Below are 23,283 nucleotides of genomic sequence, written 5' to 3'. Positions count from 1 at the left end.
AGTGCGGTACTCTGAACTAGCAGAGAAATATCCTTCAGGAGAGAAGCCATGAAGTGGCAACAACGCATTCGCGTCGCAACTGGCCTCAGTTGCTGGCAGATTATGTTGCATTTACTGGTCGTGGCGGCACTGGTAATGGGCTGGATGAGCGGCGCGCTGGTGCGTGTCGGCTTAGGGTTATGCGTCATGTATGGCGTGACCGTGCTGTCGATGCTGTTTTTGCAGCGTCACCACGACGCACGCTGGCGCGAAGTGGGTGATGTGCTCGAAGAGCTCACCACCACCTGGTATTTTGGTGCGGCAATGATTGTGCTGTGGCTGTTGTCACGCGTGCTGCAAAACAACCTGTTGCTGGCCCTGGCGGGTCTGGCAATCCTTGCAGGACCCGCAGTGGTTTCATTACTGACTAAAGAGAAAAAGTTACGCAATATTTCGTCTAAACATCGCGTACGCCACTGAGCCTGTCGTGGCCGCTATGACCAGTAGCGGCCACAAACTTCCCCACACAATATCCATGCTCGCATCCTTCAGATAAATTTGTTTCGTGATATCCGTAAAGTGCCTGATGGGATTCACCCACGTCAGATCCTGTAGCCAGACCGGCATGTTTTCGACCGGTGACACATAGCCCGACAGCAAAATCGCCGGCATCATAAAGACAAACACGCCGATAAACGCCTGCTGTTGCGTGGAACACAGCGCTGAAATCAGCAGACCGAATCCCACCAGCGATAACCCGTAGATAAGCATCGTGAAGTAAAACAGCGCCAGCGATCCGGCAAACGGAATCTGATACGCCCAGATGCCAATTCCCAGCACAATGCTGGCCTGGAACGTGGCGACGATCAGCGCGGGAACGGCTTTTCCGACAAATATCTGCCAGGTGGCAAGGGGAGACACCAGCAGCTGATCGAGCGTCCCTTGCTCACGTTCACGCGCAACCGACAGTGACGTCACGATCATCACGCCAATAGTGGTGATCATGGCGATCAGCGACGGCACGACAAACCATTTGTAATCCAGATTCGGGTTGTACCAGTTGCGCACTACCAGCTCGCTGTTGTTCGGTTTCGGCTTACCGTCCATCAGCTCCTGCTGATAATTCTTCACCACCTGTTGCAGGTAATTCGCCGCAATCTGTGCGCTGTTGGAGTTACGCCCGTCAAGAATCAGCTGCATCGGCGCGGTCTGGAAAGTGTCCAGGTTACGCGAGAAATCAGCCGGGAAACGCACCAGCAGCAGCGCTTTTTGCGTGTCGATGGTCGGTTTGATCTCCTGCGGACTTTTCAGCAGCAGCACGTGGGTAAAGGCTTTAGCGCGGGCGAAACGCTGAGTCAGCTCGACCGAATGTTTACCGTTGTCTTCATTGTAAATCGCGATGGTGGCGTTGGTGACCTCAAGCGTGGCGGCAAACGGAAACAGCAGCACCTGAATCAGCACCGGCAGCACCAGAATCGCGCGGGTCTGCGGCTCACGCAGCAGGGATTGCAGCTCTTTGCGAATTAACGTCCATAGACGATGAAACATAATTTCCCCTTAATCCAGCCGCCGCTTGGTTTTCATCCATGTCAGACCGATAAACATCACCGCCGACGCCATTAAAAACAGAATATTGACCACTAAAACCGACGGAATATTGCCCGCCAGAAACAGGCTTTGCAGTGTATTAACGAAATACCGCGCCGGGATGATATAGGTCACCGCGCGGATAATCGCCGGCATGCTGTCAATCTGGAAAATAAACCCGGAAAGCATGATCGACGGCAGAAACGCGGCGTTCAGCGCCACCTGCGCGGCGTTAAACTGGTTGCGGGTAATGGTCGAAATCAACAGCCCCATCCCGAGCGTGCTGAGCAAAAACAGGCTGGTGATCAGGAACAGCAGAATCAGCGAGCCGCGATAGGGCACGCCGAGGATAAACACCGACACCAGCATGCAGAGCAGCATCGCCAGCATGCCGAGAAAATAGTACGGAATCAGTTTACACAGCAGCAGCTCCACGCGGGTGACTTCGGTCGAGAGCAACGCTTCCATCGTGCCGCGCTCCCATTCGCGGGCGATCACCAGTGAGGTCAGGATCGCGCCAATAACGGTCATGATAATCGTCACCGCGCCGGGGATGATAAAGTGCTGGCTGATCGCCGCCGGGTTAAACCAGTAGCGGGTTTGCACGTCGATCAGCGGTTCAAATTTTTCCCCGCGATCTTCCGCGCGCTGCATTTGCCACAGCTGCCAGATCCCTTCGGCGTAGCCTTGCACAAAGTTAGCGGTATTCGGCTCGCTGCCGTCGGTGATCACCTGAATCGGTGCGTCGGTATTTGCCCGCGCCATATTGGCGGCAAAATCGACCGGAATGACGATCAGCCCGCGAATGCGCCCGGCCTGCATTTTCTGAACCAGTTCCTGCCGGTTATCGCTGATGGTGGCGTCGATATACGGTGAGCCGGTCAGGGCATGGGTAAAATCGAGCGCCTCTTCGCTCTGCTGTTCCAGCAAAATCCCCACCCGCAGCTTGCTGGAGTCGAGGTTAATGCCGTAGCCGAAAATAAACAGCAACAGCAGAGGGATCACCACCGCAATCAACCAGCTGCTCGGATCGCGCACGATCTGCCGCGTCTCTTTGACGCACAGGGCGCGCACCCGGCGCCAGGATAAGCTTTTATGACTCACTGGCGTGCTCCTTATCCCAGTCATTGATAAGCGTGATAAACGCCTGCTCCATGGTGAGGTCCTGGTTGTCGTCATCAGCGGCCTGGGCTTTCAAATCGTCCGGCGTACCGTGCGCAATCAGCTTGCCGCGATAGACCAGCCCGATGCGGTCGCAATATTCTGCCTCATCCATAAAGTGGGTCGTGACCATCACGGTCACGCCTTTCTCGACCATGCTGTTGATGTGCAGCCAAAATTCGCGGCGGGTGATGGGATCCACGCCGGAAGTCGGTTCGTCGAGAAACAGAATGTCCGGCTCGTGCATCAGCGAACAGGCCAGCGCCAGCCGCTGCTTAAACCCGAGCGGCAGCTCATCCGTCGCGTGCGAGGCAATGTTGGTCAGGCTAAACGCGTCGCTCATGCGGGTGATTTTCTCGTTCTGCGCTTTGCCGCGCAGGCCGTACACGCCGGAGAAAAATCGCAGATTTTGTTCAACGGTGAGGTTGCCGTACAGCGAGAATTTTTGCGCCATATAGCCCAGATGCTGGCGCGCTTTGCCGGAGCTGACCTTCAGGTCCATGCCCAGCACCAGCGCTTTGCCAGATGTCGGTACCAGCAGACCACACATCATTTTGAAGGTGGTGGATTTCCCCGCACCGTTCGGGCCCAGCAGGCCGAAAATCTCCCCGCGCTTGACCGCAAAATCCACGTGATCGGTCGCGGCAAAATCGCCGAATTTTTTGGTCAGGGCTTTCGCCTCGATCACCGTTTCGCCGGGCGTGCCTTCAACCGTGTGCAAAATAGCGCCGAGCGGGGACTCTGACGTGCCCGCACCGCCGAGCAAATCAATAAAGGCATCTTCAAAGCGCGGGGCGGTTTCGTCCATATCGACAGGGGGCATACCTTGCGCATGGCGGATGTCGTCGGCAGTAGCCTCTTTCTTGAGGATCACCCGCACCGAGCGTCCCTGAATCATGCCGTCGCTAACCTGCGGCAGTTTCAGTACCCGCTGCAATAATTTGCGGTTGGTTTCCGCCGGGCTGTGCAGTAAAAAACACCGTCCCGCCATCTGCTGCGTCAGCGCCGTTGGCTCACCCTGGTACAACAGCTCGCCTTCGTTCATCAACAGTACGTCGCGGCACTGCTCGGCTTCATCCAGATAAGAGGTGCTCCAGAGAATGAGCATCCCGTCGCCTGCCAGTTCGTGAACCATCTGCCACAGCTCGCGGCGCGAAATGGGGTCCACGCCCACGCCGGGTTCATCCAGCAGCAGTACCTTTGGCTCGCCGACCAACGTACAGGCCAACCCCAGTTTTTGCTTCATGCCGCCCGAAAGCTTGCCCGCCAGTCGTTCAGTGAACGGTCCCAGCGAGGTAAATTCCAGCAGCCGCGCAAACGTTGTTTTCCGCGTTTCGCCGGTTACGCTACGCAAATCGGCATATAAATTCAGGTTTTCCATCACCGTCAGGTCTTCATACAGACCAAATTTCTGCGGCATGTAGCCCATGATGGCGTGGAGCTCACTGTCGTTTTTTATCGGATCAAGCCCGAGCACGGTGGCGCTGCCTTCATCCGGTTTTAGCAGTCCGGCGAGCATACGCATGAGCGTGGTTTTCCCCGCACCGTCCGGGCCGACCAGCCCGGTCACGTAGCCTTTGTGCAACGTACAATTCAGGGGTGCAACGGCGGGTTTATCCATTCCCGCAAAGCGTTTTACCAGATTGTTGAGTTGGATAACCGCGTCATTCATGTCCTTCCCCATCATTGAATTTGACGGTGATTGGCATGCCCTGACGCAGCGCATCGTCGGCATCAGTCACGATAATCCGCAGGCGATAAACCAGATCGGTACGCAGGTCCGGGGTCTCGACGGTTTTCGGGGTGAATTCAGCCGTCGGGGAAACAAACCCGATTTTGCCGTGATACGGCTTATCCGGACGGCCATCGGTATACAGCAAAATTTCGCGTCCTGGCTGTGCCTGGCTGAGATTCGGTTCGTCAATATAGGCGCGAACCCACACAGGACGGGTCAGCGAAAGGGTCAGCACGGTGCTGCCCGCGCTTAACATGCTGCCCGGCTCGACGGCGCGGGTCATCAGCGTGCCGTTCGATGGCGCGACAAGCGTGGTATCGTGCAGATCCAGTTCCGCCTGCGCCAGCTGCGCCTGCGCCTGTTCGAGATTGGCTTTCGCCTGGGCAATATCCTGCGGGCGATTACCGGTGCGGTACTGACTCAATTTATCCTGGGCGGATTTGAGCGTTGCCTGGGCCTGATCGCGTGAGGAGCGGGCGTTCTCCAGATCGTTGGCGGAAATAGTGCGGCTTTTCCACAACCCCTGCTGACGGTTATAGAAGTTTTGCGAATAATCGTAGGCCGCTTTCGCCTGTTTGACGGCGGCTTCTGCCTGCGCGACCTCTTCGTCGCGGTAGCCCGCCAGCATCAAATCATACTGGGCCTGCGCCACCGACACGCTGGCTTTGGCCTGCATCAACGCGTTTTCATACGGGGCTTTATCAAGCTGACCGAGCAGTTGCCCACTTTTTACCGTATCGCCCTCGTCAACGGCGAGTGATTCCAGACGCCCGCCAACGCGGAAACTCATATTCAGCGTGCGAATATCGACGTTGCCGTAAAGCGTAAGACCCCGATCCTGCTGGCTTTGATACCACAGCCAGCCGCCGATGCCGGCTGCCAGCAGAACGACTACCGCCAGTATGACCACGACAGGTTTTTTCATGACTCCATGCTCCTTAGCGTTAAACCGTGCAGGATAAGATCGAGATGACAGGTGATAACCTGGCTAATCTGCGCGGCTTTATCCTCATCAAATTGTGTCCAGCCAGTACGTAACAAAATCGTTTCTCGTCCCAGGCGAAAGGCGAGGATTTCGCCGAGCAGCGCATGGGTGTGCAAAATGGTTTGCGTGTCGTTGGGGTCGCGTCCGGTATAGGCCGCGATCAGCCGAGTCAAATGGGTGTGCATCGGGTTGATGACCTGGTCGTGGACCAGCTGATAGGCGGCCGTGGGCGAAAGTTGTTCGCGTGAGATAAACTTACTGAGGTTCATCGTATCGTCATGGGTCAGCAGCCGAATCATGTTGTTGCACGCGTCATGCAGCAGCCCACGAATGGCGGCGCGATCCGGCGATGGCGCGTCAAGCAGCGCCGTGGCGGCTTCAACGTGCGGGCGAAAATTGCTGCCAATGAAATCGGCGATAGATTGCGCGCAGGCGAGATACAAATCTTCTTTCGAACCGAAGTAGTACGGAATAGCCGCGATGTTTTGCCCGGCTTGTGCAGCGATGTCGCGTGTCGTGGCGTGCAGTCCGTATTCCCCGAACTGGGCTAACGCCGCCGCGATCAGCTGGCTTTTCGCCTGTTCCCCTTTAGTGGTGGTCGGTGTTGGATTCATCTCGTCATTAAAAGTTAATCAATCGATTGATTAAGATTATGTATAAATTTTCACCTTGTCCAGTCGGGTGGTGCAATATTTCGCTGAGGAATCACGGAGGGATATTTTATGCGCCGTGTCACAAAATCTGCTACACTCCGCACCTTCGTGACATTGTGGTTTTTGTCCTCTTCTATTCGTCTTATCTCCCTGAAAACTACACCTGTGACGGTCGGGGCGGTTCGGAGTTTTTATGTCTTTTGATACCCTTGGCCTGAACCCGGAAATTCTGCGCGCCGTCGCAGAACAGGGATACCTCGAGCCAACCCCGATTCAGCAGCAGGCGATCCCTGCGGTGCTGGAAGGCCGTGATCTGATGGCCAGCGCACAGACCGGCACCGGCAAAACGGCAGGCTTTACGCTGCCGCTGCTGCAACGTCTGGTGCAGAAAGAGCCGCACGCGAAGGGCCGTCGCCCGGTGCGTGCGTTGATCCTGACCCCAACCCGTGAACTGGCGGCGCAGATCGGCGAGAACGTGCGTGAGTACAGCCGCTATCTCGATATCCGCTCGCTGGTGGTTTTCGGCGGTGTGAGCATTAACCCACAGATGATGAAACTGCGCAGCGGCGTTGACGTTTTAGTCGCGACGCCAGGCCGTTTGCTGGATCTGGAACATCAAAACGCGGTCAAGCTGGATCAGGTCGAAATCCTGGTGCTGGATGAAGCTGACCGTATGCTGGACATGGGCTTTATCCATGACATTCGTCGCGTGCTGGCGAAACTGCCTGCTAAGCGTCAGAACCTGCTTTTCTCCGCCACCTTCTCTGATGAGATCAAAGGCCTGGCAGAAAAGCTGCTGCGTAACCCGCTGGAAATTGAAGTCGCGCGTCGTAATACCGCGTCTGAACAGGTTTCACAGTACGTTCACTTCGTGGACAAAAAGCGTAAGCGGGAACTGCTGTCGCAGATGATTGGCGAAGGCAACTGGCAGCAGGTGCTGGTCTTTACCCGTACCAAACACGGCGCTAACCACCTGGCTGAACAACTGAATAAAGACGGCATTCGCAGTGCGGCAATCCATGGCAACAAGAGCCAGGGGGCACGTACGCGTGCGCTGGCCGATTTCAAATCCGGTGACATTCGCGTGCTGGTGGCAACGGATATCGCCGCGCGCGGTCTGGATATCGAAGAGCTGCCGCATGTCGTGAACTACGAGCTGCCGAACGTACCGGAAGATTACGTGCACCGTATCGGTCGTACGGGTCGTGCTGCGGCCACCGGTGAAGCGCTTTCACTGGTTTGTGTCGATGAACACAAGCTGCTGCATGACATCGAACGTCTGCTGAAGAAAGAGATTCCGCGCATCGCCATTGACGGCTATGAAGTGGATAAGTCTATCAAAGCCGATCCGATTCAAAACGGTCGTCAGGGCGGCGGTGGTCGTGGACAGGGTGGTGGCGGTGGACGCAGCCAGCAGCCGCGTCGTTCCGAAGGCGGCGCACCGAAAGCGTCAGGTAAGCCTCCGCGTCGTAGCGGTGATGCAAAACCGGCGGGCGAAAACCCGTGGCGCAGCGGGGAAGCCAAGCCCGCAGGCGAAGGCCAACGCCGACGCAAACCGCGTAAACCTGCCTCCGCGCAGTAATCTGGAAGCCCGGCTCTAAAGCCGGGCTTTTCTTTTTGCGACAACGCCTCGAACGTGCCACAATAGTGGCTGTTTATACAGTATTTCAGGTTCCCCGATGGCTTTAACCGCTGCGCTCAAAACGCAAATTGCCGCCTGGTATAAGGCGTTGCAGGAACAGATCCCCGACTTTATTCCCCGAGCCCCACAGCGACAGATGATTGCCGACGTGGCGAAGACGCTTGCCGGGGACGAAGGACGGCATCTGGCGATTGAAGCGCCGACCGGCGTCGGTAAAACACTCTCCTATTTAATTCCTGGGATCGCCATTGCCCGCGAAGAGCAAAAAACGCTGGTGATCAGTACCGCCAACGTGGCGCTTCAGGATCAGATTTACAGCAAAGATTTACCCCTGCTGCGCAAAATTATTCCCGAGCTGCGTTTTACCGCGGCGTTTGGGCGTGGACGCTATGTCTGCCCGCGTAATCTGGCTGGGCTTGCCAGCAGCGACGCGACGCAGCAGGATTTGCTGGCGTTCCTGGATGACGATTTAACGCCAAACAATAAGGCCGAGCAGGATCTGTGCGCAAAGCTGAAAGTCGATCTCGACGGTTATAAATGGGACGGCCTGCGGGATCACACTGATAAGGCGATTAGCGACGATCTGTGGCGACGCCTGAGCACGGATAAAGCCAGCTGTCTGAACCGTAACTGTCACTACTACCGTGAATGTCCGTTCTTTGTTGCCCGTCGTGAAATTCAGGAAGCAGAAGTAGTGGTCGCCAACCACGCGCTGGTGATGGCGGCGCTCGAGAGCGAAGCGGTGCTTCCCGATCCCAAAAATTTACTGCTGGTGCTCGATGAAGGACACCATCTGCCTGACGTGGCGCGCGATGCGCTGGAGATGAGCGCTGAGATCACCGCGTCGTGGTTCCGTCTGCAGCTCGATCTGTTCTGCAAACTGATCGCCACCTGCATGGAGCAGTTTCGCCCCAAAACGACGCCACCGCTGGCGGTGCCTGAGCGTCTTAGCGAGCATTGCGAAGAGGTCTACGCCCTGATTGCTTCGCTGAACGCCATCCTCGACCTTTATCTTCCTGCGGCTCAGCAGGCGGAACACCGCTTTGCGATGGGTGAGCTGCCGGATGAAGTGATGGAGATCTGCAAGCAGCTGGCGAAACTGCTGGAAAAATTGCGTGGCCTGGCTGAAATGTTCTTGAACGATCTCAGCGAGAAAACCGGTACCCATGACGTGGTGCGCGTGCATCGCGTGTTATTACAGATGAATCGCGCGTTAAGCATGTTTGAAAGCCAAAGCAAGCTGTGGCGCCTGGCCTCAATGGCGCAAGCGTCCGGCGCACCGGTCACCAAATGGGCGACGCGCGAAGTGAAAGACGGGCAAATCCATCTGTTCTTCCACTGCGTGGGCATTCGCGTGAGCGATCAGCTGGAAAAGCTGATCTGGCGCAGCGTGCCGCATGTGGTCGTGACGTCGGCGACGCTGCGTTCGCTGAACAGTTTCTCGCGTTTGCAGGAGATGAGCGGCTTAAAAGAGAAGGCGGGCGACCGTTTTGTCTCACTGGATTCGCCGTTTAACCACTGCGAGCAGGGCAAACTGATTATCCCAAAAATGCAATATGAGCCGCTGATGGAGCACGAAGAGCAGCATATTGCCGAAATGGCGGCCTATTTCCGCGAGCAGGTGGAGAGCAAGAAATATCCCGGCATGCTGGTGCTGTTCGCCAGCAACCGCGCCCTGCAGCTGTTCTTAACGTTTGTCACCGATCTGCGTTTGCTGCTGCTGGTGCAGGGCGATCAGCCGCGCTATCGGCTGGTCGAGGCGCACCGTAAGCGCATTGATAGCGGTGAACGCAGCGTGCTGGTGGGCTTGCAGTCCTTTGCGGAAGGTCTGGATCTGAAAGGCGATTATCTGACGCAGGTGCATATACACAAAATTGCCTTCCCGCCCATCGACAGCCCGGTGGTGATCACCGAGGGCGAATGGCTGAAAAGCCTGAATCGCTATCCGTTTGAAGTGCAAAGCCTGCCGGCGGCGTCGTTTAATTTGATTCAGCAGGTCGGGCGACTGATCCGTAGCCACGGCTGCTGGGGTGAAATCGTCATTTATGACCGTCGCCTGCTGACGAAAAACTACGGTCAGCGTTTGCTGAATGCTCTGCCGGTATTCCCCATCGAGCAGCCCGACGTGCCGGAAGTCAAAAAGCGTCCGACTCGCGTCGTTGCCGCGTCTAAAAAAAGTCCGCGTGCCCGTGGGCGTCGTCCCGCAGGTAAATAAAAACCTGTCGGCGAACGCTTCTTCGGGGCTATATTGTTAAAAAGATGTCGCCAGGAGAAATGTCGTGGATTATCGCAAAATTATCAAAGAGGTAGGACGCGGGAAAAATCATGCCCGCGATCTGGATCAGGAAACCGCCCGCGCGCTGTATACCCATATGTTGAATGGCGATGTGCCGGAGCTGGAAATGGGCGGCATATTGATTGCGCTGCGCATCAAAGGGGAAGGCGAAGCGGAAATGCGGGGCTTTTACGAGGCGATGCAGGCCCACACCCTGCAATTGACGCCGCCTGCGGGCAAGCCGATGCCGATTGTGATCCCCAGTTACAACGGCGCGCGTAAACAGGCGAACCTGACGCCGTTGCTGGCAATTTTGCTCCACAAACTGGGATTCCCGGTGGTGGTGCACGGAGTGAGCGCCGACCCGACACGCGTGCTGACCGAAACCATTTTTACCCTGCTCGGAATTGCGCCTACGCTTCATGCCGGCCAGGCTCAGGCAAAACTCGATGGGCCTCAGCCGGTTTATATCCCGGTTAACGCGCTGTGCCCGTCGCTGGAAAAACAGCTGGATATGCGCTGGCGCATGGGGGTACGTAACAGTGCGCATACGCTGGCGAAACTGGCGACGCCGTTCGCGGAAGATGCAGCGCTGCGTCTGTCCAGCGTGTCGCACCCGGAATATGTCACCCGTGTTGCCGGTTTTTTTGCCGATATCGGCGGCAGAGGGCTATTGATGCACGGAACGGAAGGGGAGGCGTATGCTAATCCGCAGCGCTGCCCGCAGATGACGCTGATCGACAGTGCTGGAACGCGTGTGGTGCTTGAGCGGGGGGAAGAAACCGCCGGGGAGATTGCGCTGCCGGAGGCCAAAGATCCTGCGACCACTGCCCGCTGGATTGAACGTTGTCTTGCGGGAAGCGAGCCGGTGCCTCACTCCCTCAAACTTCAAATGGCGTGCTGCCTGCTGGCGACGGGAGAAGTGGAATCCGTGGATGCCGGGCTTGCGCGTATTGCGCAGACATTTTAAGCAAAAAAAAGCCCGTCCAATCCAGGACGGGCAAACAAAGGGTAACAACAACAGGGTCAATGAGGGTTGGAGCAACTCGCCAGAGGGTTAGCGAGGGTCGAGCATTAAATCGTTTGGCTTACTGGTAAATGACTGCAGTGCCGCTGAGTTTGTTGTTGGTGTTCGCAGAAGTGATGGTGTAACCACTTGCGCCAGCAGCAGAGGCTTTCGCAGCCAGTTTCGCTTCCAGACCATCCAGTGTGGTCGCGCCTTCAGCACTGACAACACCCATTTTATTCATGTTTTGTGCCTGAGCTTCAGTCACTGATTGTGCAGCGAACGCGCCAAAAGAAAGGGTAGTCAGGGCGATAGCGGCAACAGCATATTTAATGGTTTTCATAGGTAATCTCTCGCAGGTTGTTCTGTTAAGGGGACGATGTTCCGTCGATGTGATAAGTATCACGTTTTTTTGCGAAAGATAAAATCGAAGAGAATTGAAGGCATTGCTCAAAAAAATTGAATGACAAATAACTTATTGAATATTAATAAATTCATATCCCCGCTTTACCGTTCTTGCCGTTTCGCTTTACACAACACTCATCGAGGGCACATTTTGCTACGCGTCACGGAAAAAACCGTGAGCGTAAAGCTAAATGAGGGTGACTTTGTTTTAGGTAAAGAAGAGTCAGCGCAACTGGCTGTCTTTCGATCCTCTGCGATTATATCCTGAATGTGATGTATTTTTTGAATCTTTATTCTGCTGGCAGGTGATGCATAGCCGCACACCTGGCACGGCTTTACGCCGGGCTTCAGGGATGGGATCGCCGCATTCTTCGCATTCACACAAACTCTCACCCTGCGCTAATTCGCCGCGAACACGCGCAACAGCATCTTCAATAGTACTGTTGATCTGTTCGTTGACGGCGTCATCATTGGCCCAACCGGATGCCATGACAGTCTCCTCTTGCATGATAGACATTCATATAATGTAAATATGGGGTTAAAAAATAGACAGTCAAGGTGGGGGCAATAAGAACTGCATCTGTTGGGGGCAGATGCAGCTATGCGGGGTTAAAGTGTCGGTTAAATCTCATTTATAGATTGTGGCCGTGCCGAACATCCGGTTTTCACCGCCAGCAGAGTTCACCACAAATCCGCTTGCACCTTCATCTTTGGCTTTTTCTGCGAGTTTAGCCTGGAGGTCGTCAAGGTTTGCTGCGCCGGTGACGGAAACAGTGCCTGCCGGTCGAAGTTGTCCGGTATCGTTACGGGAGAGGGACTCAGCTGACCAGGCGGATAACGAGGCCAGTGAACCCGCAAGAACAAGTAGTGTCAGGTATTTCTTCATAATCAGATCCTCAGAATGACAACGGGTAATGCAGACTAAGTTTAGAAGTAATCCTGATGTGATTTAGCGCAAAAATTTGATGGAGATCTGCGTGTTTTTTGAACGATGTTTATTGACAAAATATTGACATATCATAGACATACAGGTTGCTGATTTTTGACGGATTATTGTGCGGGGAAGAGAGTTATTTACCGTTGCGCCGCCAGAGGGTATCTTACGCCGCTGTTAAAAGGAGAATACCATGACTGCCGAAAAGCCGGGATTACACCCGCGTAACCGCCACCGCAGCCGCTACGACATGAATGCCCTGTGTCAGAGCTGCCCACAACTGCAAGCGTTCATCGTGCAGACGCCTGCGGGTGAACCCTCAGTGAATTTTGCCGACCCGCTGGCGGTAAAAGCGCTGAACAAGGCGCTGCTGGCCCATTTTTACGGCGTTACGCAGTGGGACATTCCGGAAGGTTTTCTCTGCCCGCCTGTTCCTGGACGTGCTGATTACGTCCACCACCTCGCCGATTTGCTGGCGGAAGATAATGCCGGGATTATCCCTACGCAAGCGACGGTGCTGGATATTGGCACGGGCGCGAATCTGATTTATCCGTTGATTGGTGTCGCGGAATACGGCTGGCGCTTTACCGGAAGTGAAACCGGGAAAGAGGCGTATGCCAGCGCACAGGCGATCGTGAACGGAAACGAGGGGCTAACCCGCGCGATTCGATTACGTCGTCAGAAAGAGGCGTCTGATATTTTCAACGGCATCATTCATAAGAATGAAAGCTACGACGCCACGATGTGCAATCCCCCTTTCCATGACTCAGCCGAGACGGCCCGCGCGGGAAGCGAACGTAAGCGTCGCAATCTCGGCCAGGCAGAAGATGGTGCGCTGAACTTTGGCGGCCAACAGCACGAGCTGTGGTGTGAAGGTGGCGAAGTGGCTTTCATCGAGAAGATGATTGCGGAAAGTAAAGTGTTTGCCCGTCAGGTGAAATGGTTTACGACGCTGGTTTCTCGTGGCGATAATTTGCCGCCGCTGTACCGCGCGCTGACGGAAGTGGGTGCGGTAAAAGTGGTGAAAAAAGAGATGGCGCAAGGGCAGAAGCAAAGCCGATTTATCGCCTGGACGTTTATGGACGACGCCAAACGCCGCAAACCGCTTTAATCATGATGTGCCGGGCGACAACGCCCGGCCTGTCGTTAAAGCGTCGGCTCCTGCGGTGGCGGAAGTGCGCCAGCAGGCGAGAGCACCTGATACGTCTGAACAGGTGTTCGCACTTCTGCCAGATCAAAGTGTTTCTTCACCATGCTGTCGAGCGCAAAGCGCACCGTCCACTGCTTCAGCGGTTGGGTCGTGAATGAGACGCGCAGCGTAAAGGCGGTATTGGTCAGCCCCACAATGCCTGCAAACGACGGTTCACCGATCACCAGCCCTCGGATATCCTCCATCTCCATCAGCTCCTCTACCGCCGATCTGAGCGCCTGTTTGGCCTTGTCTGCGTCTTCGTGACGATCCACGTCGTAATTTGCCACCACAGATCCGATACCCCGCACAAAGTTGGCGAAGGTGGTAATCGAAGACCACGGAATGATGTGATACGCGCCGGTATCCTGCCGCACGCCAACGGATCGAATCGACATCCGCTCTACGGTGCCGGTTAATGGCCCAATGGTCACCAGATCCCCGGTGTTCATCCCGTTCTCAAACTGAATGAAAATACCGGTAATGATGTCTTTCACCAGCGTTTGTGACCCGAACGAGATCGCCAGGCCGAGTGCACCCGCACCTGCCAGCAGCGGCGCAATGTTCACGCCGATTTCGGACAGGACAATCATAATGGTGATGGTACTGATAATGACTGCCAGCGCATTGCGGAACAACGTGAGCAGCGTACGTGCTCGCGCGCTGGGCAGGGGACGCCCATGAATATCTGACACCAGCCGGTTCTCAATCAGGCTCGCTAAAAGCGTCCAGCCTACCGCCGAGAAGAACAGGATCAGCGCGATACGAATCAGGATATCCACGGTTTTCTCGCCCGCGCCGTTGTGCAGCCAGTTCCAGAAGTCAAACAGCCCCCAGGCGTTAAGCAAAAGCATGATGGACACACAAACCGTCAAAATACGTGCAACTTTCAATGACGCTGAGATCCAGCCGTTTACTCGTTTCTGCAATTCCGGATAATTTCGCTGAACCTGCGGAGAAAGCGTGACGGTTTTTGAAATCCAGCGCGACAGTAAACCCGACACAAACGCCGCAATACCCATAATCGCCAGGCTACGGAATGTAGCACCCATCATAAACTTCAGGCTGTTGCCCGGATCGAACAGCGAGAAGAAGCACAGCACAATAAAATAGGTGCTGGCGAGCCAGTGCCATATCAGCGCAAATGCGCGGATAAACAGGCTAAAGAACGAGAGCGAGCGATCGGCGAGATGTAATAGCCCGTCGGTGATGGCCTTTTTATTGTGAAAAATCAGGTACAACGCCCAGACGGTAATACAGATCATGATAAGTACGTTGGCTAGCGCACCAATCTGGACATTGACCTGGTTTGAGATAATGGGCACAGCGACCAGCAGACCGTAACCAATCAGCCCACTGAGAATACTCAGACGCAGCGCCCAATATTTTGCGTGCTCATCGCTGAGGGAGAAAGGGCGTAAATCCGGCACGCGTGGGCAAAAGAGTAAACGTAAGAGCGCTTTGAAGAATTCAATCAGGGCGAAGGCGTTAAGGAAGAGACTTTGCTGAAAGGCGATGGTGTGGTTCCCGGCATCAAGATTATCACTGAGGATCTGACCGACAAACAGCGTCAACGCCAGTAGCAACAAATCGATAATGAACGCCCCGGCAATCATCAGCGGTAAATGAAACCAGCTGCTCCTTTCCCGATTCTTTTTCCGTCCCCATTGCCCCATTTTTCGGTACAACGGCCAGGCGCACAGGCGCACCAGCCAGTAGAAGGCAAAGACCATCGCGGCCAGCATCAGAAAATGGCTTGCGGCGTTATTGAACGTCTGCGGATTAAAGGGCTTATGCGGGGAACCAATCAGATTGCGATAGAGCTGAGCGAAGCGTGCTGATAGCGCATCGCCATAATGACGACCCACATCGGTGACGTTTTCCAGCACGGTTTTTTGTTCAACCACGTCCGGCGGTGTGATTTTGGGGACCGGATCCTGCGGTGGCGTCGCGGCAACGGTGCGGAGCTGTTCGATCAGCTCCTGGCGGGAAGTGTCATTCTCCAGTACATCCGCGAGCGCACTGTAGGCGGCTTTCTTTTGTTCAACGTCAGGTTCAGGGGCTGGCGTGGTTTGCTGGGAGGTTGACGCGCCAGTGGTGACGCCCGGAATCGTGACCGCCTGCGCGGGCGCGGAGAACAGGCAAAACAGTAGCAGCAGGATCCACGGCACGGCGTACTCCGATGAAGAAGAAAATGTTCAGCAAAATGATAAGTATAGAAGGAACACGGGGGCGGGAAGTTTTTGGGAACAATCTGGCATTAAAAAAGCCGGGCGATAATAAGCCCGGCTTTGGAGGATTTTCGTGAAAATATCAGGAGACGTGCTGCAAGAATTCCTGCAAACGTTGGCTCGGCGGATTTTCGATCAGCGCCTGCGGATTGCCGTCCTCGGCAATGCGGCCTTTATCGATGAAAATCAGTCGGGAGGCCACTTTCTCGGCGAAGCCGATTTCGTGAGTCACGATCACCATCGTCATCCCTTCTTCTGCCAGATCCTGCATAACTTTCAATACTTCGTGACGCAGTTCGGGGTCAAGGGCGGAAGTGGGCTCATCGAACAGCATCATTTTCGGTTTAACCGCCAGCGCACGGGCGATCGCCACGCGCTGCTGTTGACCACCAGAAAGCTCAGAAGGGTAGTGATGTGCACGCTCGGCAAGGCCGACTTTCGCCAGCAGCTCTTTCGCCAGTTTTTCTGCTGCCGCTTTGTTGGCTCCGCGCACGCGCAGTGGACCGAACATCACGTTTTCCAGCGCCGTCAGGTGCGGGAACAGATAAAACTGCTGGAACACCATACCCGCTTCCTGACGAATCAAACGCTCGTCCACTTTTGGGTCGTTCACTTTCAAACCATCGACAAACAGATCGCCGCTGGTGATCTCTTCCAGCTTGTTGATGCAGCGCAGCAGCGTTGATTTACCGGAGCCTGACGGCCCGATAATCACTACCACTTCACCCTGTTTGATATTCAGATCGATATCGTGCAGCACTTTCGTAGGGCCGAAGTGCTTGGAAACGTTTTTAAATTCAATCACAGGATTTTCATCCTTCTTTCAAGACGGCGCAGAACAAAGCTCAGCAGCAGCGTAATAATCAGATAAACCACCGCAACGGCGCTCCAGATTTCCAGTGCGCGGAAGTTACCGGCAATGATCTCCTGGCCCTGACGGGTTAATTCAGCCACCCCGATAACGATAAACAGCGAGGTATCTTTGATACTGATGATCCATTGGTTGCCCAGCGGTGGCAGCATGCGACGCAGCGCCAGCGGGAGAATGACGTGGCGAATGGTTTCGCGACGGGACAGGCCCAGCGCCAGACCGGCTTCACTAAAGCCTTTATGAATCGACAGCACTGCGCCACGGGTGATTTCCGCAATATAGGCGCCGGAGTTGATCATAATGGTCACGACCGCTGCGCTGAACGGATCGATGCGCAGATCGTTAAACGCCATTGGCAGGGCGAAGTAGATAAACATGACCTGTACGACGATTGGCGTACCGCGGATCACTTCGATGAAAACCAATGCGATGTGGTTTGCAATCCAGCCACCGTAGCTGCGAGCGAAACCGGCCACCAGACCGATAATCAACCCGCCAGCCAGACCGAGGACCGAAATCCACAGGGTCATTTTAGCGCCTTCAAGCAAGAGAGGAATGGCAGGCCAGATGGCGCTCCAGTCAAACTGCATGATAATTTCCTGTAACCGTGGTTCTAAAAAATGCAGGGGCGAAAGCCGCCCCTGAGCGTACAACGTCTTTAATAATAATTATTTTGGTTCAGTACCGAACCATTTTTTGTAGATTTCGTTGTAAGTACCGTTTTCACGCAGCGTTTTCAGCGCGCCGTTCACTTTATTACGCAGTTCGTCGCTGCCTTTCGGGAACGCAATGCCGTACTGCTGTGCTTCCAGTGACTCGCCAACCGCTTTGAACTTGCCGTTGCCCGCCGTTTTGATGAAGTACAGAATGTTAGGCGTGTCGTGCAGTACCGCGTCAGCACGGTTAGTGCCGAGTTCCATATAGGCGTTGTCGATGTTAGGGAACTGGCGCAGGTCTTTGGTTTTGATATTCGCTTTCGCGTAATCAACAGAACCGGTGCCGCTCTTCACTGCGACGACTTTACCGTCGAGGTCTTTCACGCTTTTCACGTCGTTGTTGTCGGCTTTCACCATCAACAGCAGGCCGCTTTTGTAGTAGCCGTCAGAGAATTCGATCGCTTTTTTACGTTCTTCGGTGATCGTAATACCCGCCAGCGCCAGGTCGATATTTTTGGTTTGCAGAGCCGGGATGATGCCGCTGAAATCCATTGGCTTCAGGGTGTAATCCAGTTTCAGTTCTTTTGCGATTGCCGCCCACAAATCCACGTCAAAACCAACGTACTTATCACCCTGCTTGAATTCGAAAGGAACGAAAGCGGTGTCAGTTGCCACAACGAGTTTGTCTGCGGCCTGAGAAGAAACCGCGAACGCCAGGGTAAGTGCAGCCAGTGAAACTTTTAATACAGACTTCATAGTATTTCCTTTTATATCCACGGGGCGATCCCCTGCGGGAGCAAACGGCTATATGAAAGAATCGTGCCAACTTTACAACCTATTGTTTTGCAAAGAGGATATAGAGTTACGTTGCACAATAATCGTTGCAAGAGTATCGATTTGCACCAAAGTGAGGCACTGTTTTGGTGCGTTTCAATGTAGTCAACAGACGGAAGGATATTAAGCGCAATTAACGACGATAAAACAATCGTTCGTTAACGATTTTGTGAGGTGATTATTACAACTTTTTTACTTTTGCAGGTGTCACAGAAAAAAGTGTGCACCATAAATGTGCAAAACCCCCACCGTAAGGCGAGGGTTTGATTGAAATTCCGTATGGATTATTCGATGTTAGATTCGATAAACCACAGGAACTGATCCAGGTCGCGAGAAGCCGCGGTCAGAATATCGGCTGTATCTTCATCTTTCGCTTCGCCAATGGCCTTGCGCACGTCGTTCGCGACGATGGCATAGCGATCGGCCAGTTCTTTCAGGTGATCCTGTACAGAATGAATGTCCAGCGGGTAGCTTTTCAGCGCCGTTTTGCTGTTAATCACCTGGGTTGTACCCAGGGCAACACCGCCAAGCTGTACAGCTCGCTCCGCCATGGTATCAAGGTGAGTCACCAGCGCAGTACGGAATCCATCCAGCATTTCATGTACGGCGATAAAGTTTGCGCCGCGCATGTTCCAGTGGGCCTGTTTGGTGATTAATGACAGGTCAATGAACTGGATCACCTGGCGATTCAGCAACTCAATCGTCGCTTTCTTATCACTGTCCGATACATCGTTGCGGGTATAAAGCAGATTAGACGCTTTCGTTTTTACCAGTTTAGCGGTACTCATAATCTCATATCCTCTTGATGTTTTGTGTTCCAGGTAATTACCGGAAATAAGTATAGCACCGCTTTTTCTTTCTGCAGGGGTGTCTGTGCCTATCGATGTAATAGTGATAAGAGTGTTCTTCTCTTAATTCATTGATTTTGTGGTTTTTTGTTTTATTTATTGCGGATGAGTCTTAATTCCACATAATCCTGTGAAATGCACTAAATTATTTCACCATGATGACAAAGTATGTGCGGAAATAACGAAGGATAAGAATTGGCGTATATTCTGCATGGTAAGAAACCATGCAGAATAGGGCATATTAATGGATATCGATTTCTTTGATTTTAGGTTCAGATCGCATGGTCAGCGTTGAACCCATTGAAGCGGCAATAATCGAGCACAGCGCCAGTACCTGAATCAGCGTCAGGCTTTCGCCCAGAAATACCATTCCGGACATCGCTGCCAGCGCGGGTTCCATGCTCATCAATGTGCCAAAAATACGCGTGGGTAGCCGTGTCAGCGCAATCATTTCGAGTGAATAGGGCAGTGCGGTTGAGAGCACGGCGACCGCAAGACCGATCGGCAATACAGACCACTGCCAGATGGATTCTGTCGCCTGCGCCATGCCGAGCGGGACAAAAATGATGGCGGCAATAAGTGAGCCTAACGCCACCGTGGCGGGCCCATGCTCTTCGCCTGCGCGTTGTCCCGTCAGGATATACACCGCCCAACAGGCACCCGCACCCAGCGCCAGCGCGGCGCCGGTTAGATCGACGTGAGAAATATTCTGCCCAAGCGGCAACAGGAACCACAGCCCAAGTACTGCCAGAACCACCCAGACAAAATCCACGGGACGACGGGAGGAGAACAGTGCGACCGCCAGCGGTCCGGTGAATTCCAGCGCGACGGCCACCCCGAGCGGTACGGTTTGTATCGACAGGTAGAAGAGATAGTTCATCGCCCCCAGCGACAGGCCATAGAACAGCAGCGGCAGACGTTGCTCTTTTTTGAACCGTAATCGCCAGGGTTTAAAGATAATCACCAGAATCAGGGTGCCAAGCGCGATGCGCAGCGCAGTCACGCCGGGTGCACCTATAATAGGGAAGAGCGATTTTGCCAGCGACGCGCCGCTCTGTATTGAGAGCATTGCAATAAGTATCACGACGATGGGCAACCAGACCGGCGCTTTACGAGACAAACCAGGCATCCTTTCTCCTGTCAATTTATGTCAAAGGGAGTAAAAGCCGCAGTGTAATGGAAATAAAAGGTCAACGGTTGAGACTTTGTTGAAAAAAAGTGTCCGCAAATCCGTAAAATGGCAGCAAGTTGATGAATTAATCAGCTAATAGATTAGGAATAATCTGGATGAACGTAACGTCATTGACGCGCAAAATTAGCGAATAAATGCGGAAATTCAGAGTTATTTGAACGAGATAACTGTTCTTTGAAATGTTCTGTTACATCAAAGACTCTGTTAGACATTACGAATCACAAAGAGTTTCACCAGATTTTTTGATATATTTAAAACTTACGGATTAACTTGAAGCACATTTGAGGTGGTTATGAAAAAAATTGCATGTCTTTCAGCACTGGCCGCTGTTCTGGCTGTTTCCGCAGGTACCGCTGTAGCTGCTACTTCTACCGTTACCGGTGGTTACGCTCAGAGCGATATGCAGGGCGTTGTAAACAAAGCTAACGGTTTCAACCTGAAGTATCGTTACGAGCAAGACAACAACCCGCTGGGCGTGATCGGTTCTTTCACTTACACCGAGAAAGATCGCTTTGAAGATGGCGCGTATAATAAAGCTCAGTACTACGGTGTTACCGCAGGTCCAGCTTTCCGCCTGAATGACTGGGCAAGCATCTACGGTGTTGTAGGTGTTGGCTACGGTAAATTCCAGCAGACCGAGAACGAAAGCCTGAACCGCAGCGCAACTAACAGCGATTACGGTTTCTCTTACGGCGCTGGTATGCAGTTCAACCCAATCGAAAACGTTGCTCTGGACTTCTCCTATGAGCAGAGCCGCATCCGCAACGTTGACGTTGGCACCTGGATCGCAGGCGTGGGTTACCGCTTCTAATCACTTCGGTGATGAAATAAAAATCCGCCCCTTGTGGCGGATTTTTTTTTGGAAGGTAACAACAAAATGGCAACCCAAAGGGTTGCCATTTTGTATTGGTACTTTCTCACACCAGGAGAGAGGTGCAGGCCGCATAAATCAGCGACTTTTTATCTCAAACACATCCGTCCCCAAATGGGTGTATTCCACTTTCTGTAACTTAAAGTTGGTAACGTAGACGGGGGGCGCTTTCTTGTTAGACACAAACGGGTAATTGTTGGCGATCTCTTTTGCAGAAATCCCGGTCCACTGCGCGAAAAAGTTCAGGAAATCGTTCGCTGAGCGGCGCGCTTTAATCACACGATGCTTTTTATCATCGCTCGACAGCACCATAAACGGCACCTGAAAATTCTGCTGGAACTTGTCATCGTGCGCCAGGTACTGTACCGCTTTACCCCGTTCTTTGAATGCCAGACCATGATCCGAGAAGTAAACCATGGAGAAGCTGTCACCCGTGTTTTGTAACTGGGTATACAGTTTGCTCAGCAGATCGTCGGTTTGCGTCATCGTGTAGAGATAGCAGGACGTCTCTTTTGACTGCACGAATTCTGCGTATTTCCCCTGCGTGCGATCGCACGCTTGCGGATGCGATCCCATCAGATGCAGGACGATCAGCTGTGGCTGGGTGCGTTGAGAGGCAAACACCTGCGAAGTCATCTTCAACAGGGCTTCATCTTTGGTGTTTTTATCCGCCTCAAAATCGCCGTTTTTCAGGAACTGAGCTTCATCGGCACGCTTGGCAATGCTGGCAATCGCCGTGTCATATTCTCCGATTTGGCCCTGATTGGAAAACCACCACGTCTGGAAACCGGCGCGGTTGGCCAGCGTGACAAAGTTATCCTGGTACTGCGGTTTCCCATCGACCACGCGGCTTAACGTCAGGCCAAGTGACTTTTGGGTTGATCCGCTTGCTGCGACGTAATCTGTAAAGAGCGCGCCGTTCACTGAGCTGGCAAACGGCGTGTTATTCCAGTGACCGCCAAAGGCGCCCAGCGCATCACGGCGCGCGCTTTCGCCAATCACGACCACGTAAGTATGGTATTTTGGCTTCACTGCCAGCACGTTCCAGGTGTCTTTCATGTTTGAAAGCTCAGCCATACGCGCCTGCTCGTCGATCACTTCTCTATTGTTTACCACAATATCTTTTACGAAGCGGAAAACGGGATAACCCGTGTCTTTCAGCTTGAAAACACCACCCCACGCCAGGTTTTGTACCGGAGCCACAAAAAAGGCCGCTACGCTGACGACGAGGCACAGGTTATCTATTTTGCTCCATGACTTTTTCTCCTGCGGCTGACGACGCACCGCAATCACGCCCAGCGCAAAAATGAGCAGGCCAATGACGTAGCTGTACCACGGGAAAATCGTCAGAATCTCCGTCGACTCTTCCATATTCGTGGAGTGCAGCGCGAGCAAAGTATTAAAGTTTGGCGCGCCATAAGCCTGGCCAAAAGGGTAATACATCGCGGCGACCACAGAGCAAATTCCCACTACCACTTTTTGCACACGCGGTGCGCTTCGCCACATCAGATGCAGCAGGCAGGTAAATGCGACGGCGTACAGCAGGCTATAGGGATAGCCAAGCGCAAAGTTAATCAGCAGTGATTGCAGAAAGTAGAATCCCGTCCACGGGCTTAAGGCCCGACTGCGGGTAACGATCGTGTCTTTCAGGGTTAAATTCATAGGTCACTATCATAAAACGCCATGTGCTCACCCTGGCGTCGAGGGTCAAAGCCTGCCTGACAGTGCGTGGAGAGGGAGTAAGGGTCCGCTATCGCGAGCCGCAAATGGTGCAGGGCTGCAAGAAGATAGAGCCAGTCGGCAATTAGGTCAACAGTTGCTAATAAGATGTTTTGCGAGAGGGGCTGCAAATCCGTAAAAAAGATCGGGGAATGAGGGGCAAACGACCAGAATACGGAGGGAATATGACAGAAAAATGAAGCGGCGTACCGCAACGCCGCTTAGTGTTTGGGTTTGTCGTTCTGCTGTGGCTTACCGTTAAAAATGTCGCACAGCATGTTCAACAGCATTAATCGCACTTTAAAGGGGGAGTGGCTAAACACGTTCATGCACCTCTTGAATTCGTTCATGTGACCTCCTGATTTCAGATCCCTTCGATCCGTGAAGGGTGACTGCATTACATACAGATATAGCACAGGCTATATTGTATAGCTATGGCTAAATCGTTAAATTTTTGTGCTTGTAGAGCTATGGTTTACACTGTGCGCTCTCGTTATAGGACGCCATGGG

22 protein-coding genes are annotated in these 23,283 nt (G+C 53.6%); 6 read left to right on the top strand and 16 right to left on the bottom strand.

Annotation, left to right across the window (positions count from 1 at the left end):
* Positions 1 to 48: 48 nt before the first annotated feature.
* Entirely contained in the window at positions 49 to 459 is a 411-nt protein-coding gene (locus AC0LWE_RS06920) for a YbhQ family protein (RefSeq protein ID WP_131487148.1), read from the top strand.
* On the opposite strand, the gene AC0LWE_RS06915 is transcribed toward AC0LWE_RS06920, so the two are convergent.
* Genes AC0LWE_RS06915 through cecR form a run of 5 tightly spaced genes read right to left on the bottom strand, consistent with a single transcriptional unit; the run spans position 421 to position 6,061 of the window.
* Positions 421 to 1,527, bottom strand: coding sequence for an ABC transporter permease (locus AC0LWE_RS06915; RefSeq protein ID WP_059178576.1), 1,107 nt, complete (start codon positions 1,525 to 1,527; stop codon positions 421 to 423). The two genes, AC0LWE_RS06920 and AC0LWE_RS06915, sit on opposite strands and share 39 nt — an antisense overlap.
* Positions 1,528 to 1,536: 9 nt before the next feature.
* Complete coding sequence (locus AC0LWE_RS06910; RefSeq protein ID WP_202694159.1) at positions 1,537 to 2,694, bottom strand: ABC transporter permease; 1,158 nt, start codon at positions 2,692 to 2,694, stop codon at positions 1,537 to 1,539.
* Entirely contained in the window at positions 2,660 to 4,399 is a 1,740-nt protein-coding gene (locus AC0LWE_RS06905; protein WP_219346858.1) for an ATP-binding cassette domain-containing protein, read from the bottom strand. The genes AC0LWE_RS06910 and AC0LWE_RS06905 overlap by 35 nt, the downstream gene beginning before the upstream one ends.
* Positions 4,392 to 5,387, bottom strand: a complete 996-nt coding sequence (gene hlyD, locus AC0LWE_RS06900) for a secretion protein HlyD (RefSeq protein ID WP_131487150.1) — start codon at positions 5,385 to 5,387, stop codon at positions 4,392 to 4,394. Before hlyD ends, AC0LWE_RS06905 begins: the two co-directional genes overlap by 8 nt.
* A complete protein-coding gene (gene cecR, locus AC0LWE_RS06895; RefSeq protein ID WP_219346857.1) occupies positions 5,384 to 6,061 on the bottom strand; it encodes a transcriptional regulator CecR in 678 nt (225 codons plus the stop codon). The genes hlyD and cecR overlap by 4 nt, the downstream gene beginning before the upstream one ends.
* 232 nt (positions 6,062 to 6,293) lie before the next feature.
* Here cecR and rhlE point away from each other — a divergent pair, with 232 nt between their 5' ends.
* From rhlE to ybiB, 3 genes are all read left to right on the top strand, one after another.
* Positions 6,294 to 7,682: an ATP-dependent RNA helicase RhlE gene (rhlE, locus tag AC0LWE_RS06890; RefSeq protein WP_059178571.1), complete on the top strand. Its 1,389-nt coding sequence runs from the start codon at positions 6,294 to 6,296 to the stop codon at positions 7,680 to 7,682.
* 97 nt (positions 7,683 to 7,779) lie between these two features.
* Positions 7,780 to 9,957, top strand: a complete 2,178-nt coding sequence (gene dinG, locus AC0LWE_RS06885; protein WP_219346856.1) for an ATP-dependent DNA helicase DinG — start codon at positions 7,780 to 7,782, stop codon at positions 9,955 to 9,957.
* A gap of 64 nt (positions 9,958 to 10,021) precedes the next feature.
* Positions 10,022 to 10,987: a DNA-binding protein YbiB gene (gene ybiB / locus AC0LWE_RS06880; RefSeq protein WP_202667136.1), complete on the top strand. Its 966-nt coding sequence runs from the start codon at positions 10,022 to 10,024 to the stop codon at positions 10,985 to 10,987.
* 118 nt (positions 10,988 to 11,105) lie between these two features.
* Here the strand turns inward: ybiB and ybiJ are convergent, their stop codons facing one another.
* The 3 genes from ybiJ to mcbA form a co-directional block, all read right to left on the bottom strand.
* Positions 11,106 to 11,366 carry a DUF1471 family protein YbiJ gene (gene ybiJ / locus AC0LWE_RS06875; protein ID WP_059178568.1) on the bottom strand — a complete coding sequence of 87 codons (261 nt, stop codon included), beginning with the start codon at positions 11,364 to 11,366 and terminating at the stop codon, positions 11,106 to 11,108.
* Between the two features lie 285 nt (positions 11,367 to 11,651).
* Entirely contained in the window at positions 11,652 to 11,918 is a 267-nt protein-coding gene (locus AC0LWE_RS06870) for a DksA/TraR family C4-type zinc finger protein (protein WP_012016692.1), read from the bottom strand.
* Between the two features lie 138 nt (positions 11,919 to 12,056).
* Entirely contained in the window at positions 12,057 to 12,314 is a 258-nt protein-coding gene (mcbA, locus tag AC0LWE_RS06865; protein WP_131487155.1) for a DUF1471 family periplasmic protein McbA, read from the bottom strand.
* A 241-nt stretch (positions 12,315 to 12,555) separates the two neighbouring features.
* On the opposite strand from mcbA, the gene rlmF reads away from it, so the two are divergent.
* Positions 12,556 to 13,473, top strand: a complete 918-nt coding sequence (gene rlmF / locus AC0LWE_RS06860; protein ID WP_131487156.1) for a 23S rRNA (adenine(1618)-N(6))-methyltransferase RlmF — start codon at positions 12,556 to 12,558, stop codon at positions 13,471 to 13,473.
* Positions 13,474 to 13,508: 35 nt separating this feature from the next.
* On the opposite strand, the gene ybiO is transcribed toward rlmF, so the two are convergent.
* The 6 genes from ybiO to rhtA form a co-directional block, all read right to left on the bottom strand.
* Positions 13,509 to 15,722, bottom strand: a complete 2,214-nt coding sequence (gene ybiO, locus AC0LWE_RS06855; protein WP_216981682.1) for a mechanosensitive channel protein — start codon at positions 15,720 to 15,722, stop codon at positions 13,509 to 13,511.
* A gap of 142 nt (positions 15,723 to 15,864) precedes the next feature.
* Complete coding sequence (gene glnQ / locus AC0LWE_RS06850) at positions 15,865 to 16,587, bottom strand: glutamine ABC transporter ATP-binding protein GlnQ (protein WP_012016696.1); 723 nt, start codon at positions 16,585 to 16,587, stop codon at positions 15,865 to 15,867.
* A complete protein-coding gene (gene glnP, locus AC0LWE_RS06845; RefSeq protein WP_012016697.1) occupies positions 16,584 to 17,243 on the bottom strand; it encodes a glutamine ABC transporter permease GlnP in 660 nt (219 codons plus the stop codon). Before glnP ends, glnQ begins: the two co-directional genes overlap by 4 nt.
* 78 nt (positions 17,244 to 17,321) lie before the next feature.
* Complete coding sequence (gene glnH / locus AC0LWE_RS06840) at positions 17,322 to 18,065, bottom strand: glutamine ABC transporter substrate-binding protein GlnH (protein ID WP_059178564.1); 744 nt, start codon at positions 18,063 to 18,065, stop codon at positions 17,322 to 17,324.
* Between the two features lie 362 nt (positions 18,066 to 18,427).
* The gene (dps, locus tag AC0LWE_RS06835; RefSeq protein WP_012016699.1) at positions 18,428 to 18,931 is read right to left on the bottom strand and encodes a DNA starvation/stationary phase protection protein Dps; all 504 of its coding nucleotides are present in this window, start codon (positions 18,929 to 18,931) and stop codon (positions 18,428 to 18,430) included.
* Between the two features lie 301 nt (positions 18,932 to 19,232).
* Positions 19,233 to 20,120, bottom strand: a complete 888-nt coding sequence (gene rhtA, locus AC0LWE_RS06830) for a threonine/homoserine exporter RhtA (protein WP_059178563.1) — start codon at positions 20,118 to 20,120, stop codon at positions 19,233 to 19,235.
* A 355-nt stretch (positions 20,121 to 20,475) separates the two neighbouring features.
* On the opposite strand from rhtA, the gene ompX reads away from it, so the two are divergent.
* A complete protein-coding gene (gene ompX, locus AC0LWE_RS06825) occupies positions 20,476 to 20,994 on the top strand; it encodes an outer membrane protein OmpX (protein WP_059178562.1) in 519 nt (172 codons plus the stop codon).
* 138 nt (positions 20,995 to 21,132) lie between these two features.
* Here the strand turns inward: ompX and AC0LWE_RS06820 are convergent, their stop codons facing one another.
* Together AC0LWE_RS06820 and mntS are read right to left on the bottom strand one after the other, a co-directional pair.
* Positions 21,133 to 22,716 carry a phosphoethanolamine transferase gene (locus AC0LWE_RS06820; protein ID WP_219346855.1) on the bottom strand — a complete coding sequence of 528 codons (1,584 nt, stop codon included), beginning with the start codon at positions 22,714 to 22,716 and terminating at the stop codon, positions 21,133 to 21,135.
* Positions 22,717 to 22,994: 278 nt separating this feature from the next.
* The gene (mntS, locus tag AC0LWE_RS06815) at positions 22,995 to 23,123 is read right to left on the bottom strand and encodes a manganase accumulation protein MntS (protein WP_059178560.1); all 129 of its coding nucleotides are present in this window, start codon (positions 23,121 to 23,123) and stop codon (positions 22,995 to 22,997) included.
* Positions 23,124 to 23,283 lie beyond the last annotated feature (160 nt).

It is taken from the genome of Lelliottia sp. RD5, assembly GCF_056032945.1.
Note: the sequence above shows the minus strand (reverse complement) of the source record. Positions and strands in the feature narration are given on the sequence as shown.

Bases quoted from the DNA above. Each gene is read 5' to 3' on its own strand.
- AC0LWE_RS06920 (WP_131487148.1), top strand. From the start codon at position 49: ATGAAGTGGCAACAACGCATTCGCGTCGCAACTGGCCTCAGTTGCTGG.
- AC0LWE_RS06915 (WP_059178576.1), bottom strand. From the start codon at position 1,527: ATGTTTCATCGTCTATGGACGTTAATTCGCAAAGAGCTGCAATCCCTG.
- AC0LWE_RS06910 (WP_202694159.1), bottom strand. From the start codon at position 2,694: ATGACTGGGATAAGGAGCACGCCAGTGAGTCATAAAAGCTTATCCTGG.
- AC0LWE_RS06905 (WP_219346858.1), bottom strand. From the start codon at position 4,399: ATGAATGACGCGGTTATCCAACTCAACAATCTGGTAAAACGCTTTGCG.
- hlyD (WP_131487150.1), bottom strand. From the start codon at position 5,387: ATGAAAAAACCTGTCGTGGTCATACTGGCGGTAGTCGTTCTGCTGGCA.
- cecR (WP_219346857.1), bottom strand. From the start codon at position 6,061: ATGAATCCAACACCGACCACCACTAAAGGGGAACAGGCGAAAAGCCAG.
- rhlE (WP_059178571.1), top strand. From the start codon at position 6,294: ATGTCTTTTGATACCCTTGGCCTGAACCCGGAAATTCTGCGCGCCGTC.
- dinG (WP_219346856.1), top strand. From the start codon at position 7,780: ATGGCTTTAACCGCTGCGCTCAAAACGCAAATTGCCGCCTGGTATAAG.
- ybiJ (WP_059178568.1), bottom strand. From the start codon at position 11,366: ATGAAAACCATTAAATATGCTGTTGCCGCTATCGCCCTGACTACCCTT.
- AC0LWE_RS06870 (WP_012016692.1), bottom strand. From the start codon at position 11,918: ATGGCATCCGGTTGGGCCAATGATGACGCCGTCAACGAACAGATCAAC.
- mcbA (WP_131487155.1), bottom strand. From the start codon at position 12,314: ATGAAGAAATACCTGACACTACTTGTTCTTGCGGGTTCACTGGCCTCG.
- rlmF (WP_131487156.1), top strand. From the start codon at position 12,556: ATGACTGCCGAAAAGCCGGGATTACACCCGCGTAACCGCCACCGCAGC.
- glnP (WP_012016697.1), bottom strand. From the start codon at position 17,243: ATGCAGTTTGACTGGAGCGCCATCTGGCCTGCCATTCCTCTCTTGCTT.
- glnH (WP_059178564.1), bottom strand. From the start codon at position 18,065: ATGAAGTCTGTATTAAAAGTTTCACTGGCTGCACTTACCCTGGCGTTC.
- dps (WP_012016699.1), bottom strand. From the start codon at position 18,931: ATGAGTACCGCTAAACTGGTAAAAACGAAAGCGTCTAATCTGCTTTAT.
- rhtA (WP_059178563.1), bottom strand. From the start codon at position 20,120: ATGCCTGGTTTGTCTCGTAAAGCGCCGGTCTGGTTGCCCATCGTCGTG.
- ompX (WP_059178562.1), top strand. From the start codon at position 20,476: ATGAAAAAAATTGCATGTCTTTCAGCACTGGCCGCTGTTCTGGCTGTT.
- AC0LWE_RS06820 (WP_219346855.1), bottom strand. From the start codon at position 22,716: ATGAATTTAACCCTGAAAGACACGATCGTTACCCGCAGTCGGGCCTTA.
- mntS (WP_059178560.1), bottom strand. From the start codon at position 23,123: ATGAACGAATTCAAGAGGTGCATGAACGTGTTTAGCCACTCCCCCTTT.